The sequence below is a fragment of the Streptomyces sp. NPDC014864 genome, from assembly GCF_043081525.1.
Classification (GTDB): Bacteria; Actinomycetota; Actinomycetes; order Streptomycetales; family Streptomycetaceae; genus Streptomyces.
Map to the genome: position 1 here is coordinate 21313 of NZ_JBIBWT010000008.1, position 17194 is coordinate 38506.

Sequence of the window (17194 nt, forward strand, 5' to 3'; positions counted from 1 at the left end):
CGCAGAGCGTGAACTAGGCTCTGAGGACGCCCGGACCGGAGTCCCGGCGGGCTTGCGCGTGCGGTGGGACGGGAGTGTGGCCCGTGGCGGATCAGGCGGTGGAACCGAGCGGTGCGAACCCGTCCGGAAAGGGCCCGGTCTCCGCGGCCGGGGAACACCGATTCCTGGGCCGCGCACGGGAGTTGAAGGAGCTGCGCGCCGACATCGAGCGAGCCGGCCTGGACACCATCTCGGGCCGCAAGGCCCCGCGCGCCCGGGTCCTCCTCATCGCGGGCAGGCCCGGTTCCGGCCGGACCGCGCTCGCCGAGGAACTCGTGCGGCAGGTAGCGGACCGTTACCCCGGCGGGGTGCTGCGCGCCCGGCTCACCGAGCCCGACGGCACGCCGGTGCCCGTCGAGCGCGCCGCCCGCGAACTGCTCGCCGCCCTCGGCCTGCCCGCCCCGCCCGGCGCCACCGAGGACGACCTCGCCGAGGCGTTCCGGGCCGCCCTCGCCGACCGCGCGGCCCTGCTCCTGCTGGACGACGCGCCCGGCGCCGAGCATGTCGACGCGCTGCTCCCGGACAACGCGGACTGCCTGCTCGTCGCCGTCGCCCGGGGCCCGCTCACCGGCATCGCGGACGTCCGCCCCTGCACCCTCGGCGGCCTCGACACCAAGTCGTCGCTGGAGCTCCTGACCCGGCACATCGACCCGGTCCGCGTCACCGTCGACCCGCGGTCAGCCGAGGGCCTGGTGGAGCTGCTCCAGGGGCAGCCCACCGCACTCACCCTGGCGGGCGGCTGGCTGGCCGCCCACCCCCAGGCGGCCGTCGCCGACCTCGCCAAGCAGCTGCACGCCGACCCCGACGAGGGGACCCCGCTCGGCCGCGTCCTGCGGCTCGCGCACGCCTCCCTGCCGGCCGGTGCCGCGCGGATGCTGCGGCTGCTCGCCCTCGCCCCGGCCGGCGACGTCGACCCGCACACCGCCTCCGCGCTCGCCGGCTGCTCCCTCGACAGCGCGCGGGGCATCCTCGACGACCTCGCCGGGGCGGGCCTGCTGCGGGCCGTGCCCGCGCCGCTGCCGCGGTACGAGGTCCCCGGCTGCCTGCATCCGCTGCTGCTGTCCCTGGCCCGGGCCCAGGACCGCCCCGCCGAGCTGCAACTGGCCCGCGCCCGGATGCTGGAGCGCACCGTACGGCTGCTGCAGACCTGCCGCGCGATCACCGAGACCGACAGCCCGGAGACCCGGGAGAAGCTGAAGGGCCTGCCCCCCGCACTGCGCTTTCCCACCCCGCGGGCCGCCGAGGACTGGCTGCGGGCCCGGCGGCCCGCCCTGCTCGCCGCCGCCCGGCTCGCGGTGGCCGACGGGGAGCTGGACACCCTGGCCCGCCGGCTGATGTCCCAGCTCGTGCGGGCGATGGTCGCCCACTTCGGCACCCAGGCCGCCGCCGGTGACCTGTACGGCATCCACCGCCTCGTGCTGGACGTGGCCGAGCGGCGGCGGCTGCCCCGCGAGCGCGCCGCGGCCCTGCTGAACCTCGCCGACCTGGACGCCCGCACCGGCCGGACGGCCCAGGCGCTGGCCCGCTACCGGGCCGCATTGGACGCCGGCCGGGAGGCGAACGACCCCTACGCGACCGGCCGCGCGATGGAATCCGTAGGCGGGGCCCACCAGGAGCTCGGCGATCACGACCGGGCCGCCGACTGGTTCGGCCGGGCCCTGTCCCAGCGCCTGGCCCGCGGCGAGCACGAGGAGGCCGCCCGGCTGTACGGCCGGATCGCCGGCGCGCACACCTACGCGGGCCGCTACGGCGAGGCCCTGCGCAACTGGCGCGCGGCCATCGCCGAGCACCGCAGGACCGGCGATGTGCCCGCGCACGCCAGGGCGTTGAGCGAGCTGGCCCGGGTCCAGGAGTACGCGGGGCGGCCCGCGGAGTCGCTGCGCACCTGTCAGGAGGCGGTCGAGTGGGCCCGGCGCGCCGACGACGTCCGGCTGCAGGCGGCGCTGCAGCTGCGGCTGGCCGACACCCTGGAGCGCCTCGGCGACCCGGTGGCCGCGAGCCTGCACCGCGGGGCCGCCGAGCGCATCCTGGGAGAGGAGGTCCAGGGAGCCGATGACGGCGGCACGGACGCCACATCGCCGGAACAGGACGCTAACGCCTGCGAAATCCGTAGCGCATCCGCTGAAGATTGATGCAATGAAAGGCTAGACAGCGAGAACGCCTTCATTAGACTGGCTCTGCCGCTCGCTCTCCTGCGGTGTCTCCTGGTATGCCCCCGCATGCCGGGGTACGTCTCGTATTGCCCCACAATCCCTGAGTCAAGGACCGTGATCGACGTGAAGGTCGGCATCCCCCGCGAGGTCAAGAACAACGAGTTCCGGGTGGCCATCACCCCCGCCGGCGTGCACGAGCTGGTGCGCCACGGCCACCAGGTCGTCGTCGAGCGGAACGCCGGCGTCGGCTCCTCGATCCCGAACGAGGAGTACGTGGCCGCCGGTGCCCAGATCCTGGACACCGCCGACGAGGTCTGGGCCTCCGCCGACCTGCTGCTGAAGGTCAAGGAGCCCGTCGCGGAGGAGTACCACCGCCTCCGCAAGGACCAGATCCTCTTCACCTACCTGCACCTGGCCGCCTCCAAGGAGTGCACGGACGCCCTGCTGGAGTCCGGCACCACGGCGATCGCCTACGAGACCGTCGAGCTGGCGAACCGCGCGCTGCCGCTGCTCGCCCCGATGTCCGAGGTGGCGGGCCGGCTCGCCCCGCAGGTCGGCGCCTACCACCTGATGCGCGCCGCCGGCGGCCGGGGTGTGCTGCCGGGCGGCGTCCCGGGCGTGCCGGCCGGCAAGGCCGTCATCATCGGCGGCGGCGTCTCCGGCTGGAATGCCGCGCAGATCGCCATCGGCCTGGGCTTCCACGTCACCCTGCTCGACAAGGACATCAACAAGCTCAAGGAGGCGGACAAGATCTTCGGTACGAAGATCCAGACCGTCGTCTCCAACGCCTTCGAGCTGGAGAAGGCCTGCCTCGAGGCCGACCTCGTCGTCGGTGCCGTGCTCATCCCGGGCGCCAAGGCCCCGAAGCTGGTCACCAACGAGCTGGTGTCCCGGATGAAGGCGGGAAGTGTCCTTGTCGACATCGCGATCGACCAGGGCGGCTGCTTCGAGGACTCCCACCCGACCACGCACGCCGAGCCGACCTTCCGGGTCCACGAGTCGGTGTTCTACTGCGTCGCCAACATGCCCGGCGCGGTGCCCAACACCTCGACCTACGCGCTGACCAACGCCACGCTGCCGTACATCGTCGAACTGGCCAACCGGGGCTGGGCGGAGGCGCTGCGCCGGGACGCCGCGCTGGCCAAGGGTCTCAACACCCATGACGGCAAGGTCGTTTACCGGGAGGTCGCCGAGGCCCACGGCCTGGAGCACGTGGAGCTGGAGACTCTCCTCGGCTGACCCGCCGCCACCTCCGCCGGTCAAGTCGGCGATCGGCAAAAGGCGATACGTCAACACCGGTCGTCAACGCCGCACACCCGGCCGGACCTTGCCCGACAAGGTCCGGCCGGGTGTGTGTATGGTCACTTCGCCGCACTCGGTCAACTCGCGCCGATCGCAACCAATCGACCGATTCACGCACCGGTGAAACCTGCCGTGCGACGGCCGTACGCCCTTGACAGAGGGATGTTTCATTGCCGACACATCGGGCCGGGTCCGGCGGATTGTGTTGCTGCGGACGCCCGACACGCCATAGAGTCGCCAATCGTCGGCATGGTGCCACGCTGACCTGTCTAGAAGTTCCCTGGTCACCAAGGAGGTAAGACGACTTGTGAATGAGTCGACATTTTCTCCCGGGGGTGGTCAACCAGGAACGCCCGCGCGGGGCCAGGGTTCCACGGGGCTCGAGGCTGTCGGCTCCGTTGCTGTGCGCACCTTCGCATCCCACCAGGGTCACCGGAATCCGGCAGTGACCCAGCCAGCACACCAGAGCATGGATGGCCATCACGTGAACGCCATGGCCGGCGACGGAAGTGGCGCGCCCCACACCCACTTCGCCGACTACGACGAACTGCCCGAGGGGCACTTCTACGACCCCGACGCCGAGTACGAGCCCGATCCGGAGTACGCGGCCACGCTCGCGCCCGACGCTGCCCGCCAGCGACGTGAGCGCATCGGCCCGACCGGGCGCCCGCTGCCGTACTTCCCGATCCCGGGCCCGCTCACCGACCACGGCCCCGCGAAGATCATCGCGATGTGCAACCAGAAGGGCGGCGTCGGCAAGACCACGTCGACCATCAACCTGGGTGCCGCGCTCGCGGAGTACGGCCGCCGGGTGCTGCTCGTGGACTTCGACCCGCAGGGCGCGCTGTCGGTCGGTCTCGGTGTCAACCCGATGGAGCTCGACCTCACCGTCTACAACCTGCTCATGGAGCGGGGCATGTCCGCGGACGAGGTGCTGCTGAAGACCGCGGTCCCCAACATGGACCTGCTGCCCAGCAACATCGACCTGTCGGCGGCGGAGGTCCAGCTGGTCTCCGAGGTCGCGCGCGAGTCGACGCTCCAGCGCGCCCTCAAACCGCTGATGGACGACTACGACTTCATCGTGATCGACTGCCAGCCCTCGCTCGGCCTGCTCACCGTCAACGCGCTCACCGCCGCGCACAAGGTGATCGTGCCGCTCGAGTGCGAGTTCTTCGCCCTGCGCGGTGTCGCGCTGCTGACCGAGACCATCGAGAAGGTCCAGGAGCGCCTCAACCCGGAGCTGGAGCTCGACGGGATCCTCGCCACGATGTACGACTCGCGCACGGTGCACAGCCGCGAGGTGCTGGCACGTGTCGTCGAGGCGTTCGACGACCACGTCTACCACACGGTCATCGGGCGCACGGTCCGCTTCCCGGAGACCACGGTCGCCGGTGAGCCGATCACCACCTACGCCTCCAACTCCGTCGGTGCCGCCGCCTACCGCCAGCTCGCCAGGGAGGTGCTCGCCCGGTGTCACGCCGAGTGAGTCTGCCGGGGGCCGACGAACTGTTCCGTACGACAGGGGGAATGGGACTCCAGTCGTCCACACCCCGGCGCCAGGCCAACGGCGAGGCCCGGGTGCCCGCTCCCGCGGGGGAGGGCGACGCGGCGGCCGCGGCGGCGGAGGACGGGCCGCAGGCGGTGCCCGCGCAGGGCGGTGACGGCGAGGGCGCGGAGCACGTCGCCGCGGACGCCGAACCGGCCGACGCCGGCGAGTCCCGCAGCCGCGGCGCGGCCGCGGAGCGCTCCGGGCGGCGCCAGGGAGCGCAGGAAGGTTCTGCCGCCGAGCCGCAGTCCCGCAAGCGCGGCCGGGCGGCCGGGCGCCGCCCCAGCGGGCGGGAGCGGCACGACGAGAAGATCACCGTGTACGTCTCCGCCGAGGAACTCATGGACCTGGAGCACGCCCGTCTGGTCCTGCGCGGCGAGCACGGGCTGGCCGTGGACCGCGGGCGCATCGTCCGCGAGGCGGTCGCCGTGGTGCTCGCGGACCTGGAGGCCCGGGGAGACGCCAGCATCCTCGTACGACGGCTGCGCGGGCGGTAGCGGTAGCCTGCGGAGGCCATGACCTCGCACGACGTTCCCACCCCCGCGTCCGGCCCGCCCGCCGGCCGCCGGCGCGCGCTGGGACGGGGCCCGGGCGCGAGCGCCCCGCGGCCGGTGCCACCGATCGAACCGGAACCACAGCCAGAACCGGCGCCGGAGCCCGAGCCGACGCCGGAGCCCGAAGCGGCACCGGAGCCCGAAGCGGTCCCGGAGCCCGCACCGGCACCGCGCTACGAACAGGCCCGTGAGGCCGAACCGACCCGCACGCCGACGGCGACACCGACGACGGCACCTCAGCCGGTGCGCGATCCGGAGCCGAGGTCCCTCGCGGAGCACGTGCTGTCGCCGGAGCCCCTGCCCCGTACGCGGCCCGACGCCGGTGACGGCGAACCGGGCGACGGCCAGGACGTCCAAGGCGGCCAGAGCGGCCGGGACGGCGATGACGGCGGCAGCGGCGACGACAACGTCTTCAAGGTCCGGCTGGCGAACTTCGAGGGCCCCTTCGACCTGCTCCTCCAACTGATCACGAAGCACAAGCTCGACGTCACCGAGGTCGCGCTGTCGAAGGTGACCGACGAGTTCATGGCGTACATCCGTGCCATGGGCCCGGACTGGGACCTCGACGAGACGACCGAGTTCCTGGTCGTGGCGGCCACGCTGCTCGACCTGAAGGCGGCCAGGCTGCTGCCCGCCGCCGAGGTCGAGGACGAGGCGGACCTCGCACTGCTCGAAGCACGGGACCTGCTGTTCGCGCGCCTGCTCCAGTACCGCGCGTACAAGCGGATCGCCGACATCTTCAGCGGCCGCCTCGACGCGGAGGCCCGCCGTTACCCCCGTACCGTCGGTCTGGAGCCCCACCACGCCGAGCTGCTGCCCGAGGTCGTGATCAGCATCGGCGCGGAGGGCTTCGCCAGGCTCGCGGTCAAGGCGATGCAGCCCAGGCCGAAGCCGCAGGTGTACGTCGACCACATCCACGCGCCGCTGGTGAGCGTGCAGGAGCAGGCCGGGATCGTCGTCGCGCGGCTGCGGGAGCTGGGCGAGGCCAGCTTCCGCGCCCTGGTGGCGGACACCGACGACACGCTGACCGTCGTGGCGCGCTTCCTGGCGCTGCTGGAGCTGTACCGCGAGAAGGCCGTCGCCCTCGACCAGGAGACGGCGCTCGGCGAGCTGCTCGTGCGCTGGACCGGCGGGGACGAGGACACCACCTCGATGGTGACGGACGAGTTCGACCGGCCGCCCGAGCGGCCCGATGAGACGAAGGGGCCCCAGGAGCCCAAGGAGGAGACGGCGTGAGCGAGCAGACCACCGACGCACCGGCCGGGCCGCCCACCGTCGCCGACCTCGACCTCAAGCCCGCCCTGGAGGCCGTCCTGATGGTCGTGGACGAGCCCGCGACCGAGGAGCTCCTGGCGAAGACGCTCCAGCGGCCCCGGCGGCAGATCGCGGACGCCCTGCGGGAACTGGCCGACGAGTACACCGTGCAGGGCCGCGGCTTCGAGCTCCGGCTCGTCGCGGGCGGCTGGCGCTTCTACTCCCGGCCCGCGTACGCGGCGGCCGTCGAGGGCTTCGTCCTGGACGGCCAGCAGGCCCGGCTCACCCAGGCCGCGCTGGAGACCCTGGCGGTGGTCGCCTACCGTCAGCCGGTGAGCCGCAGCCGGGTCTCGGCCGTACGCGGAGTCAACTGCGACGGCGTGATGCGCACCCTGCTCCAGCGCGGTCTGGTCGCGGAGGCGGGCACGGAACCCGAAACAGGTGCGATCCTGTACACGACGACGAACTACTTCCTGGAGCGGATGGGCCTGCGCGGTCTGGACGAGCTCCCGGAGCTCGCGCCCTTCCTCCCGGAGGCGGAGGCGATCGAGGCCGAGACCCAGGAAGCCGTACCGTCGTTCGATCCGGATGCCCCGGACGCGGACGACGGTCCACCGAACACGACGACGACGGAATTCTGATGCGAAGCAGCGGCAAGAGCGGCGGGCGCGGTAACTACCGAGGTGCCGGCAACAGCAGGGACGACAAGCAGGGCCAGGGCCGCCCCCGCAAGCCCCGCCCCGAGGAGCGCCGCTACGACGTGGGCCCCGGCGCCACCAAGGACGGCCCCAAGGCGGGGCGCGGTGGCGCGGCCCGCGGCGGCGCCAAGGGCGGCCCCAAGCAGCCCCGGTCCGGCGACGGCCGCACCGCCCCGGCGCGTTCCCGGGAGTACGAGGCCCGCGCCGAGGAGCGCAACCGGGAGCGGTACGCCGGCAAGAAGGACGTCAAGCCGCCGAAGACCTTCCCGGGGGCCGAGCAGGAGGGCGAGCGGCTGCAGAAGGTGCTCGCGCGCGCGGGTTACGGCTCCCGGCGCGCCTGCGAGGAGCTGATCGAGCAGGCCAGGGTCGAGGTCAACGGCGAGATCGTCCTGGAGCAGGGCAAGCGGGTCGACCCGGAGAAGGACGAGGTCAAGGTCGACGGCCTCACGGTGGCGACGCAGTCGTACCAGTTCTTCGCGCTGAACAAGCCCGCCGGTGTCGTCTCGACGATGGAGGACCCGGAAGGCCGTCAGTGCCTCGGCGACTACGTCACCAACCGTGAGACGCGCCTTTTCCACGTCGGCCGGCTCGACACCGAGACCGAGGGCGTCATCCTGCTCACCAACCACGGCGAGCTGGCCCATCGGCTGACCCACCCCAAGTACGGCGTGAAGAAGACGTACCTGGCGCACATCGTCGGCCCCGTCCCGCGCGACCTGGGCAAGCGGCTGAAGGACGGCATCCAGCTGGAGGACGGCTACGCCCGGGCCGACCACTTCCGGGTGGTCGAGCAGACCGGCAAGAACTACCTCGTCGAGGTCACCCTCCACGAGGGCCGCAAGCACATCGTCCGGCGGATGCTCGCGGAGGCGGGCTTCCCGGTCGACAAGCTGGTCCGCACCGCCTTCGGCCCGATCACCCTGGGCGACCAGAAGTCCGGCTGGCTGCGCCGCCTGTCGAACACCGAGGTCGGCATGCTGATGGGCGAGGTCGACCTCTAGGGCTTCGCTGCCGGGTCCTGCCAGTCCTGCCGGGTCATTGCCGGGGTCGCGGGGGCCCGGACCGCCTGGTGTGCGCGGAGGCTCACGCCAGGCGGATCGAGTTCCCCGCCACCGTGATCTGCTGGACGGGCAGGGGCGCGGGGGCCGGGCCCGCGGCCACCGAGCCGTCGGCGATGTGGAAACGGCTGCCGTGGCAGGGGCAGTCGATGGTGCCGTCCGCGATCCTGGACACGGTGCAGCCCTGGTGGGTGCAGATCGCCGAGAAGGCCTTGAACTCGTCCTTCTTCGGCTGGGTGACCACCACCCGCTGCTCCCGGAAGATCCTGCCCCCGCCCACCGGGATGTCGCTGGTGCGTGCCAGCTCCCGCTCGCCGGAGTCGTTCGGCGACGCGGACGACCCGGTGGAGGTCTCGCTGCCGCCGTACTTGCTGCAGCCCGCCGCGGCGAGCGCCGCCGCGCCCGTCGCGAGAACCGTGCGCCGCGTCGAGTCGTGCGTCATGTCGTCACTCCGAACGTGCGGAAGAACCAGAGGGCGGACGTCGGCCGGACGGCCGTGAGCACGGCGAACACCGGTCCGCCGAGCACCGGCGGCAGCCGGCCGGAGAGGCGCTCCGAGCGGAGCACCAGCATCTTGGCACTGAACCCCCCAAGAAGAAACAACCCAGGAGGGAGTGCCACAAAACTCGCTTTTCGTACGTCTGCCGGCCGACGGTGTACGGCAGTGCACCGCGACCGGCACCTCCACCGGGAAGGCCGCCCGCTCCGCCCACCCGTCTCAGTTCGCGGGCGCCGCGCCCCCAGCCGACCGGGGCTGACTAGGCTGGATGCCCAGAGCCGACAGAGATCCGAAGAGCACCGAACACTCACGTCAGCAAGGAGCAACGCCGTGGCGGTACGAGCGGTCCGGGGGGCCGTCCAACTGGAGCGGGACGAGGCCGGCCACATGGACGAGCAGGTCGGAGCCCTGCTCACCGCCGTCCTGGAGCGGAACGGCCTGACCGCGGACGATCTGATCAGCATCTGGTTCACGGCCACGCCGGACCTGCACAGCGACTTCCCGGCGGCCGCCGCCCGCAAGCTCGGCATCGTCGACGTGCCGCTGATCTGCGCCCAGGAGCTGGACATCGAGGGCGGGATGCCCCGCGTCGTCCGCGTCCTCGCCCACATCGAGTCCGACAAACCGCGCGCCGACATCGCCCACGTCTACCTGGGCGCCGCGGCCGCCCTGCGCAAGGACATCGCCCAGTGAGAACCGCACTCGTCATCGGCACCGGGCTGATCGGCACCTCCGCCGCCCTCGCCCTGGCCCGCCGGGGCGTCACCGTCCACCTCGCCGACCGGGACCCCGAGCAGGCCCGTACGGCGGCCGCGCTGGGCGCCGGCACGGACGGGGCCCCCGACGGCCCCGTCGACCTCGCGATCGTCGCCGCCCCGCCGGCGCACGTGGCCGCGGTGCTCGCCGACGCCATGCGCCGCGGCGTGGCCCGCGGCTACCTGGACGTCGCCAGTGTCAAGGGCGGCCCGCGCCGCGAGCTGCAGTCGCTCGGCCTCGACCTGACCCGCTACATCGGCACGCACCCCATGTCCGGCCGGGAGCGCTCCGGCCCGCTGGCCGCCACCGCGGACCTCTTCGAGGGCCGCCCCTGGGTGCTCACCCCGACCCGGGACACCGACACCGAGGTCCTCAACCTCGCCCTGGAGCTGGTCTCGCACTGCCGGGCGGTCCCGGTCGTCATGGACGCCGACGCCCACGACCGCGCCGTGGCCCTCGTCTCCCACATGCCCCACCTGGTCTCCAGCATGGTCGCCGCCCGCCTGGAGCACGCCGAGGACGCCGCCGTACGGCTGTGCGGGCAGGGCATCCGGGACGTGACCCGGATCGCCGCCTCCGACCCGCGGATGTGGATCGACATCCTGTCCGCGAATCCGGGCCCGGTCGCCGACCTGCTCACCGACGTCTCCGCCGACCTCGACGAGACGGTCCGCGCCCTGCGCTCGCTGCAGTCCGCCGACGAGGCCAAGCGCCGGGAGGGAACCCACGGCATCGAGGACGTGCTGCGCCGCGGCAACGCGGGCCAGGTCCGCGTCCCCGGCAAGCACGGCTCCGCGCCGCGGGTCTACGAGGTCGTGGCCGTGCTCATCGACGACCAGCCCGGCCAGCTGGCCCGTATCTTCGCGGACGCGGGGATGGCCGGGGTCAACATCGAGGACGTGCGCATCGAGCACGCGACCGGCCAGCAGGCCGGTCTGGTGCAGCTGACGGTGGAGCCGAAGGCGGCGCCGGTACTGACGGCGGCGCTGCGCGAGCGGGGCTGGGCCATCCGCCAGTAAAAGGGCGTCCGGGGAGACAGTAACCTTGTGCGGGGCGCCTTCGCGTCCCGCACACACCCACCATCATCACCAGGAAGGTGCCCCGCTGTGGAAAACGGCGCCGCCCGGACCGCCCAGCCCGTGATTGTCGCCATCGACGGCCCGTCCGGCACGGGCAAGTCGAGCACGTCCAAGGCCGTGGCCGCGCAGCTCGGTCTGAGCTACCTGGACACCGGCGCCCAGTACCGGGCGATCACCTGGTGGATGGTGACCAACGGCATCGACCTCGACGACCCCACCGCGATCGCCGCCGTGGCCGGCAAGGCCGAGATCGTCTCCGGCACCGACCCGGCGCACCCGACGATCACCGTCGACGGCGTGGACGTGGCCGGCCCCATCCGGACCCAGGAGGTCACCTCCAAGGTCAGTGCGGTCAGCGCGGTCCCCGAGGTGCGCGCCCGGATCACCGAACTGCAGCGCTCGCTGGCCGCCTCCGCCGAGCGGGGCATAGTCGTCGAGGGCCGCGACATCGGCACCACGGTGCTGCCGGACGCCGATCTGAAGATCTTCCTCACCGCCTCGCCGGAGGCGCGTGCCGCCCGCCGCAGCGGTGAGCTGAAGGGCGCCGACGTGCACACCACCCGCGAGGCCCTGATCAAGCGGGACGCCGCCGACTCCAGCCGCAAGACCTCGCCGCTGGCCAAGGCCGGCGACGCGGTCGAGGTGGACACCACCGAACTCACGCTGGCGCAGGTCATCGAGTGCGTCGTCACCCTGGTCGAGGAGAAGCGGGCCCCCGCCGAGGAGAAGCAGGCCGCGCGGTGAGCCTTCCGTCCGAGCGCGGTGCCGACGTCGGCCGCCGGATCGGCGTCGGGCTGATGTACGGGCTGTGGCGCCCGCGCGTGCTGGGTTCCTGGCGGGTGCCCGCGACCGGACCGGTGATCCTCGCCGTGAACCACTCCCACAACGTCGACGGCCCGATGGTGATGGGCGTGGCCCCGCGGCCGGTGCACTTCCTGATCAAGAAGGAAGCGTTCGTCGGCCCGCTCGACCCCTTCCTGACCGGCATCGGCCAGGTGAAGGTGGACCGCCACTCCGCCGACCGCACCGCGATCACCACGGCGCTGGGCGTCCTGGACGCCGGCGGCGTTCTCGGCATCTTCCCGGAGGGCACCCGCGGAGAGGGCGACTTCGCCTCGCTGCGGGCCGGGCTCGCGTACTTCGCGGTGCGCAGCGGCGCCCCGGTCGTCCCGGTGGCCGTGCTGGGAAGTTCCGAGCGGCGCGGACGGTTGATAAAGGCGCTGCCGCCGCTGCGCTCCCGCGTCGACGTCGTCTTCGGCGACCCCTTCGAGGCGGGCGACGGAAGCGGACGGCGCACGCGCCGGGCGCTGGACGAGGCGACCGAGCGCATCCAGAAGCAGCTCGCCGCCCACCTGGAAAACGCCAGGCGTCTCACCGGGCGCCAGGCGACACTTGAGTAGTGGATCACCCCTGGCGGGGGTGCTCCACCGATCACCACGAAGGAACGACGAGGTACGGACTTCATGAACGACCAGAACCAGCCCGACGGCTCGGCCGAGCTCGCCTCCGAGCACGGGGCGCTCGGCGACGCCGAGTACGCGGAGTTCATGGAGCTCGCCGCGGAGGAGGGCTTCGACCTCGACGACGTCGAAGGCGCCATCGAGGAGGCCGGCCACGGCCCGCTGCCCGTGCTCGCCGTCGTCGGCCGCCCCAATGTCGGCAAGTCGACCCTGGTGAACCGGATCATCGGCCGCCGCGAGGCGGTCGTCGAGGACAAGCCGGGCGTGACCCGCGACCGCGTGACCTACGAGGCCGAGTGGGCGGGCCGCCGCTTCAAGGTCGTCGACACCGGCGGCTGGGAGCAGGACGTCCTCGGCATCGACGCCTCCGTGGCCGCGCAGGCCGAGTACGCGATCGAGGCGGCCGACGCGGTCGTCTTCGTCGTGGACGCCAAGGTCGGCGCGACCGACACCGACGAGGCGGTCGTACGGCTGCTGCGCAAGGCGGGCAAGCCCGTGGTGCTGGCCGCCAACAAGGTGGACGGCCCGAGCGGTGAGGCCGACGCGGCCTACCTGTGGTCCCTGGGTCTCGGCGAGCCGCACCCGGTCTCGGCGCTGCACGGCCGCGGCACCGGCGACATGCTGGACCGTGTCCTGGAGGCGCTGCCCGAGGCCCCGGCGCAGACCTTCGGCACCGCCGTCGGCGGCCCGCGCCGCATCGCCCTGATCGGCCGCCCGAACGTCGGCAAGTCCTCCCTGCTGAACAAGGTGGCCGGCGAGGAGCGCGTCGTCGTCAACGAAATGGCGGGCACCACCCGCGATCCGGTCGACGAGCTGATCGAACTGGGCGGCGTGACCTGGAAGTTCGTCGACACGGCCGGCATCCGCAAGCGTGTCCACCTCCAGCAGGGCGCCGACTACTACGCCTCGCTGCGCACGGCGGCGGCCGTGGAGAAGGCCGAGGTCGCGGTCGTCCTGGTCGACGCCTCCGAGAACATCTCGGTGCAGGACCAGCGGATCATCACCATGGCCGTCGAGGCCGGCCGCGCCATGGTCATCGCGTACAACAAGTGGGACACCCTCGACGAGGAGCGCCGCTACTACCTGGAGCGCGAGATCGAGACCGAGCTCGCCCAGGTCGCCTGGGCGCCCCGCGTCAACGTCTCGGCCCGCACCGGCCGCCACATGGAGAAGCTGGTCCCGGCGATCGAGACGGCGCTGGCCGGCTGGGAGACGCGCGTGCCGACCGGGCGTCTGAACGCCTTCCTCGGCGAGCTGGTCTCCGCCCATCCGCACCCGGTCCGGGGCGGCAAGCAGCCACGCATCCTGTTCGGCACCCAGGCCGGCACCAAGCCCCCGCGGTTCGTGCTGTTCGCCTCCGGCTTCATCGAGGCGGGCTACCGGCGCTTCGTCGAGCGCCGGCTGCGCGAGGAGTTCGGTTTCGAGGGCACCCCGATCCACATCTCGGTGCGGGTGCGCGAGAAGCGCGGCAAGAAGAAGTAACACCGGTACGGTCACGGCGAAGGGCGGCCCCTGCTCCAGGGGCCGCCCTTCGCCGTAGGTCACACTCCCCGGCGCGGACCGGGCGGCAGCGCCGCCGGAACGTGGCGTCTGCCGGGGTCCTGCTGCCGCCCCAGCGTGCCGACCCGCTGCCACTGCGTCTGCTGCTGGCCGGTGGTGTGCCGGGTGCTGTACGCCCCCGCGCTGTAGGCGCTGTACCCGCTCGTGCCGTACGAGCCCGTGCCGTGCCGGTCCGAGCCGTGCGGGAGGATCCCGAACGCGGTGAAGCCGAGGTTCTCCTCGCCGCTGCGGTCACCCGGGAGCGTCCGGTAGGACTTGACGTACTCGGCGTAGAGCGCGTCGTAGATCGGCGTGGCCGATGGGCTGCCGGCGGAATCCTGCGCCGACCGCGCGGACGGGATCGGCTGGTAGGGCTGGCGGCGGGGAACGTCGTATGCGTGCACGTATGTCCAAACGACCCCGGACGCAAAGGGATGCGGTTGTGAAACATCCCAAAAGGGGCGTGGGGGGCCGCGCGAACCGGCGTGGAGGACCCGCGCCCGCCGCGGCCCCCGGCGGGTGCGCTCAGGTCCCCGCGAGCGGCAGCGCCGCCGCGACCAGCTTCCCGTTCGCCGCCGCCTTGTCCAGGGCGTCACGCAGCAGGTCCTCGCGCGGCTGGCGCCCGATGGAGCCCACCGGTGCGGCGAACAACAGCACCTGCTGGTGCTTGTTGGCGGCGGCCCGCCATCCGTCGGTGACCTGGAGCGGCTGGTGCGCCTGCCACCAGGCCACCGCCTGGCCCCCGTTGGGGCCGGGCTGCAGCACGGCGTGCAGCTGCCCCATGGCCAGCAGCACGGACCAGCCGTGCAGCACGGGCGGTACGGCGTCGAGCTGGGTGACGGGCAGGTAACCCTGCTCGATCAGCAGCGGCAGGAAGTCGTCGCCGGCGGCGATGGCCCCCGGGCGCACGATGGGCGCGGTCGGCTCCACCACCAGGGCCGGGTGCAGCTCCCCGGTGATCAGCACGAGTCCGCTGGTGACGCCGAGCACGGCCTGCTCGGGCACGACCCTGGGGGGCTCCGCCGGGGCGGTGCGGGAACCGGCGTTGATGGAGCGGACCGCGCCCTGCAGCTGCTCCTCGGTGACCTGGACGACCTGGGAGGGCAGGCAGCCGGCGTGGGCGAAGGCGAGGACGGCGGTCTCGTCCCCGATGAACAGGACGGTGCTGGTGCGCTCCTGATCGGAGTCGCCCGGGGTGCGGCAGGACGTGCAGTCGTAACTGCCCGGGGCGTTCTCTCCGGCGAGCAGCCGGTCGGCTTCTTCGTCGCCGATCTCGGCGCGTACGGCGTCGCTGACGTCGAGCATGCGCGGCACGGGTGGCTCCCTCGGAATGCGGTGCGTGGCGGGACCGGGTGGCTCCCGGCCCGTGAACCGGGTGGGCCCGCGGCTCATGAAGAAGACAACGGGCGATCTGTGGCGGGAGTCACGCCCACCCGCGAACGGAATCGAACCAGCGGGCGCGCAGGGTCACCCTGGGGACGGAATCCGGCACTCATCGTCAACTTGCCATCAGGTCAAGGCCCTTGAAGAGGTGAAGTGGGTCACAGGGGTGATCGGGGAGTGGTCGACATATCAGGAAATCAGCGGATGAAGTGGGTGTCCGAAAATTGACGATACCTGCGGTAACGTCGAACTGGCCTGCGAGGACGAGGAGTTGGTTGATACCGGCTCTGCATGCTCCCTACATTCCTGCGCCGAGTGCAACGAGCACCGCTCGGGTACGTCCGCCGGCCGCGCCTCGCGCAGCAGCACCACCCGCAGTGCCACCCCATGTCCCGGCGGACGGGGCGGAGCGCGACGACCGCGTCCCTGCGCGGCGTCGCGCCCCGTCCTGGGGGACCCCGGGTTGTCCGAGAGGGATGTACATGTCTGAATGTGCCGATACCACGCGCGACAACGTTCGTAGGAACCGGACGGCCGCGGTTCTCGCCGGTGCCGTCCTGCTCGCCCCGCTCGGGCTGCTGGCCGCGACCGGCCAGGCCCGTGCGGCGGACGGCGGAGTGTGGGACCGCATCGCCCGGTGCGAGAGCGGCGGCAACTGGCACATCAACACCGGCAACGGCTACTACGGCGGGCTCCAGTTCGCCGCCGGCACCTGGCGCGCCTACGGCGGCACGGCCTACGCGCCCACCGCCGACCGGGCCTCCAGGACCCAGCAGATCGCAGTCGCCACCAAGGTCCAGCGGGCCCAGGGGTGGGGAGCCTGGCCGGTCTGCTCGGCGCGGGCCGGGGCGTCCGGCGGCGCGCCCGCGGCGGGCTCCGGCTCCACGACGACCGGGTCCGCGTACGAGTCGGCACGCCGCTCGACGCACTCCTCGACGCGAGAGCCGACGCACCAGTCGGACCGGGGCACAACCCGGAAGGCGGCCCCGGAACAGGAGCGGGCGAAGGCGCCCGCCCGCACCACGGGCCACACGAACCACGGTGCCTCCCACGGGGAGTACACCGTCCGCGAGGGCGACACGCTGAGTGGCATCGCCGCCCGGCACGGGACCACCTGGCAGCGGCTCTACGCCGTCAACCGGGCCGTCATCGGCGGTGACCCCGACCTGATCGTGCCCGGGCAGCGTCTCGCCCTCTGAGTCGCTCCCCCTGCCCCGGGTGCCAGGCCCCGTCCGGTCCGCCGACCGGACGGGGCCCGTCCGCGTCCCGCCGGACGGTGCGCCGGAAGGGTGAAATTCCGATGCGGCGTCAGCTTCCCGGCCGCCGTGCGCGGGGCGGCGGGGAATGGGCCCGGAACCGGGTTCCGGACCGGTTCCGCACCGGCTCCCGGTCGGTTTCGGTTCGGTTCTTTCGGTGCTTTTCGTCGTGCTTTTCGAGGCGTCCTCAGGGCACGGGGGAATTTCGTTCGAATGCCCGCGAAAGGCGGACCGAACCACCCGTCGGTGTGACGGAGTTCGGAGCGGAGGCACGTCGGCATCCTGTGACAGAAGTGTGACAGGAGCGTCGGTGGTGACCGCTGCCGCCCAGCTGGACTTCCCCGGTCGCGGACCAGGGCCTAGCGTGGCGGTATGGCAGCCATCCCCACTCCGCCCGCGGAGCCCCAGGACAGCCCCGACGGCTACGTCGGTCTCGACACGGAGGAGGCCGAGCGGCGCGCGCGCGAACGCGGCTGGTCCACGGTCCGGTCCCTGCCGCCGGGCGCGGTCATCACCATGGAGTACCGGGTCGGACGGCTGAACTTCGAGGTCGAGAGCGGCCGGGTGGCCCGCGCCTGGAAGGGCTGAACCGGGGCCGCGCCCACGCGCGGCCCCGGG

The 17194-nt window shown here is 72.6% G+C and carries 17 protein-coding genes and 1 pseudogene; 14 read left to right on the top strand and 4 right to left on the bottom strand.

Annotated elements, in window-relative coordinates:
- The first annotated feature begins 83 nt into the window (after positions 1–83).
- The 7 genes from ACF1A5_RS16290 to ACF1A5_RS16320 all read left to right on the top strand — a co-directional run bounded on the left by ACF1A5_RS16290 (position 84) and on the right by ACF1A5_RS16320 (position 8547).
- Positions 84–2171, top strand: coding sequence for a tetratricopeptide repeat protein (locus ACF1A5_RS16290; RefSeq protein ID WP_392193513.1), 2088 nt, complete (start codon positions 84–86; stop codon positions 2169–2171).
- A gap of 135 nt (positions 2172–2306) precedes the next feature.
- Positions 2307–3431, top strand: a complete 1125-nt coding sequence (ald, locus tag ACF1A5_RS16295; RefSeq protein ID WP_392193514.1) for an alanine dehydrogenase — start codon at positions 2307–2309, stop codon at positions 3429–3431.
- A 556-nt stretch (positions 3432–3987) separates the two neighbouring features.
- Positions 3988–4980 (top strand): ParA family protein, encoded by a 993-nt coding sequence (locus tag ACF1A5_RS16300; RefSeq protein WP_392193813.1) that lies wholly within the window; start codon positions 3988–3990, stop codon positions 4978–4980.
- Entirely contained in the window at positions 4965–5537 is a 573-nt protein-coding gene (locus tag ACF1A5_RS16305) for a hypothetical protein (RefSeq protein ID WP_392193515.1), read from the top strand. The genes ACF1A5_RS16300 and ACF1A5_RS16305 overlap by 16 nt, the downstream gene beginning before the upstream one ends.
- A gap of 18 nt (positions 5538–5555) precedes the next feature.
- Complete coding sequence (locus ACF1A5_RS16310; RefSeq protein ID WP_392193516.1) at positions 5556–6830, top strand: segregation and condensation protein A; 1275 nt, start codon at positions 5556–5558, stop codon at positions 6828–6830.
- Complete coding sequence (scpB, locus tag ACF1A5_RS16315; RefSeq protein WP_392193517.1) at positions 6827–7489, top strand: SMC-Scp complex subunit ScpB; 663 nt, start codon at positions 6827–6829, stop codon at positions 7487–7489. The genes ACF1A5_RS16310 and scpB overlap by 4 nt, the downstream gene beginning before the upstream one ends.
- Complete coding sequence (locus ACF1A5_RS16320) at positions 7489–8547, top strand: pseudouridine synthase (protein WP_392193518.1); 1059 nt, start codon at positions 7489–7491, stop codon at positions 8545–8547. The genes scpB and ACF1A5_RS16320 overlap by 1 nt, the downstream gene beginning before the upstream one ends.
- Positions 8548–8629: 82 nt before the next feature.
- Here the strand turns inward: ACF1A5_RS16320 and ACF1A5_RS16325 are convergent, their stop codons facing one another.
- Positions 8630–9046 (bottom strand): Rieske (2Fe-2S) protein, encoded by a 417-nt coding sequence (locus tag ACF1A5_RS16325; protein ID WP_392193519.1) that lies wholly within the window; start codon positions 9044–9046, stop codon positions 8630–8632.
- Positions 9043–9316, bottom strand: a pseudogene (locus tag ACF1A5_RS16330) (DUF6529 family protein); the annotation flags it as partial. The pseudogene ACF1A5_RS16330 and the gene ACF1A5_RS16325, both read right to left, overlap by 4 nt.
- Positions 9317–9433: 117 nt before the next feature.
- On the opposite strand from ACF1A5_RS16330, the gene aroH reads away from it, so the two are divergent.
- From aroH to der, 5 genes are all read left to right on the top strand, one after another.
- On the top strand, positions 9434–9796 hold the full coding sequence (aroH, locus tag ACF1A5_RS16335) for a chorismate mutase (protein WP_356193314.1): 363 nt from the start codon (positions 9434–9436) through the stop codon (positions 9794–9796).
- On the top strand, positions 9793–10878 hold the full coding sequence (locus ACF1A5_RS16340; RefSeq protein WP_392193520.1) for a prephenate dehydrogenase: 1086 nt from the start codon (positions 9793–9795) through the stop codon (positions 10876–10878). Before aroH ends, ACF1A5_RS16340 begins: the two co-directional genes overlap by 4 nt.
- Positions 10879–10965: 87 nt before the next feature.
- Entirely contained in the window at positions 10966–11682 is a 717-nt protein-coding gene (gene cmk, locus ACF1A5_RS16345; RefSeq protein ID WP_392193521.1) for a (d)CMP kinase, read from the top strand.
- 53 nt (positions 11683–11735) lie between these two features.
- Positions 11736–12338, top strand: a complete 603-nt coding sequence (locus ACF1A5_RS16350) for a lysophospholipid acyltransferase family protein (protein ID WP_392193814.1) — start codon at positions 11736–11738, stop codon at positions 12336–12338.
- 63 nt (positions 12339–12401) lie between these two features.
- Positions 12402–13880, top strand: a complete 1479-nt coding sequence (gene der / locus ACF1A5_RS16355; RefSeq protein ID WP_392193522.1) for a ribosome biogenesis GTPase Der — start codon at positions 12402–12404, stop codon at positions 13878–13880.
- A 59-nt stretch (positions 13881–13939) separates the two neighbouring features.
- Here the strand turns inward: der and ACF1A5_RS16360 are convergent, their stop codons facing one another.
- Both ACF1A5_RS16360 and ACF1A5_RS16365 read right to left on the bottom strand, forming a co-directional pair.
- Positions 13940–14341 carry a hypothetical protein gene (locus ACF1A5_RS16360; protein ID WP_392193523.1) on the bottom strand — a complete coding sequence of 134 codons (402 nt, stop codon included), beginning with the start codon at positions 14339–14341 and terminating at the stop codon, positions 13940–13942.
- A 121-nt stretch (positions 14342–14462) separates the two neighbouring features.
- The gene (locus tag ACF1A5_RS16365; RefSeq protein ID WP_392193524.1) at positions 14463–15251 is read right to left on the bottom strand and encodes a hypothetical protein; all 789 of its coding nucleotides are present in this window, start codon (positions 15249–15251) and stop codon (positions 14463–14465) included.
- Between the two features lie 551 nt (positions 15252–15802).
- Between ACF1A5_RS16365 and ACF1A5_RS16370 the strand changes: the two genes are divergently transcribed.
- Entirely contained in the window at positions 15803–16519 is a 717-nt protein-coding gene (locus ACF1A5_RS16370) for a transglycosylase family protein (protein WP_392193525.1), read from the top strand.
- A gap of 429 nt (positions 16520–16948) precedes the next feature.
- Positions 16949–17164, top strand: coding sequence for an I78 family peptidase inhibitor (locus ACF1A5_RS16375; RefSeq protein WP_392193526.1), 216 nt, complete (start codon positions 16949–16951; stop codon positions 17162–17164).
- Positions 17165–17194: the final 30 nt, after the last annotated feature.

What these genes read in the sequence shown, in the direction of transcription:
- ACF1A5_RS16325 (WP_392193519.1), bottom strand. Translation starts at nt 9,046, where the DNA reads ATGACGCACGACTCGACGCGGCGCACGGTTCTCGCGACGGGCGCGGCG.
- der (WP_392193522.1), top strand. Translation starts at nt 12,402, where the DNA reads ATGAACGACCAGAACCAGCCCGACGGCTCGGCCGAGCTCGCCTCCGAG.
- ACF1A5_RS16310 (WP_392193516.1), top strand. Translation starts at nt 5,556, where the DNA reads ATGACCTCGCACGACGTTCCCACCCCCGCGTCCGGCCCGCCCGCCGGC.
- ACF1A5_RS16350 (WP_392193814.1), top strand. Translation starts at nt 11,736, where the DNA reads ATGTACGGGCTGTGGCGCCCGCGCGTGCTGGGTTCCTGGCGGGTGCCC.
- ACF1A5_RS16370 (WP_392193525.1), top strand. Translation starts at nt 15,803, where the DNA reads ATGTCTGAATGTGCCGATACCACGCGCGACAACGTTCGTAGGAACCGG.
- ACF1A5_RS16300 (WP_392193813.1), top strand. Translation starts at nt 3,988, where the DNA reads ATGGCCGGCGACGGAAGTGGCGCGCCCCACACCCACTTCGCCGACTAC.
- ACF1A5_RS16320 (WP_392193518.1), top strand. Translation starts at nt 7,489, where the DNA reads ATGCGAAGCAGCGGCAAGAGCGGCGGGCGCGGTAACTACCGAGGTGCC.
- ACF1A5_RS16375 (WP_392193526.1), top strand. Translation starts at nt 16,949, where the DNA reads ATGGCAGCCATCCCCACTCCGCCCGCGGAGCCCCAGGACAGCCCCGAC.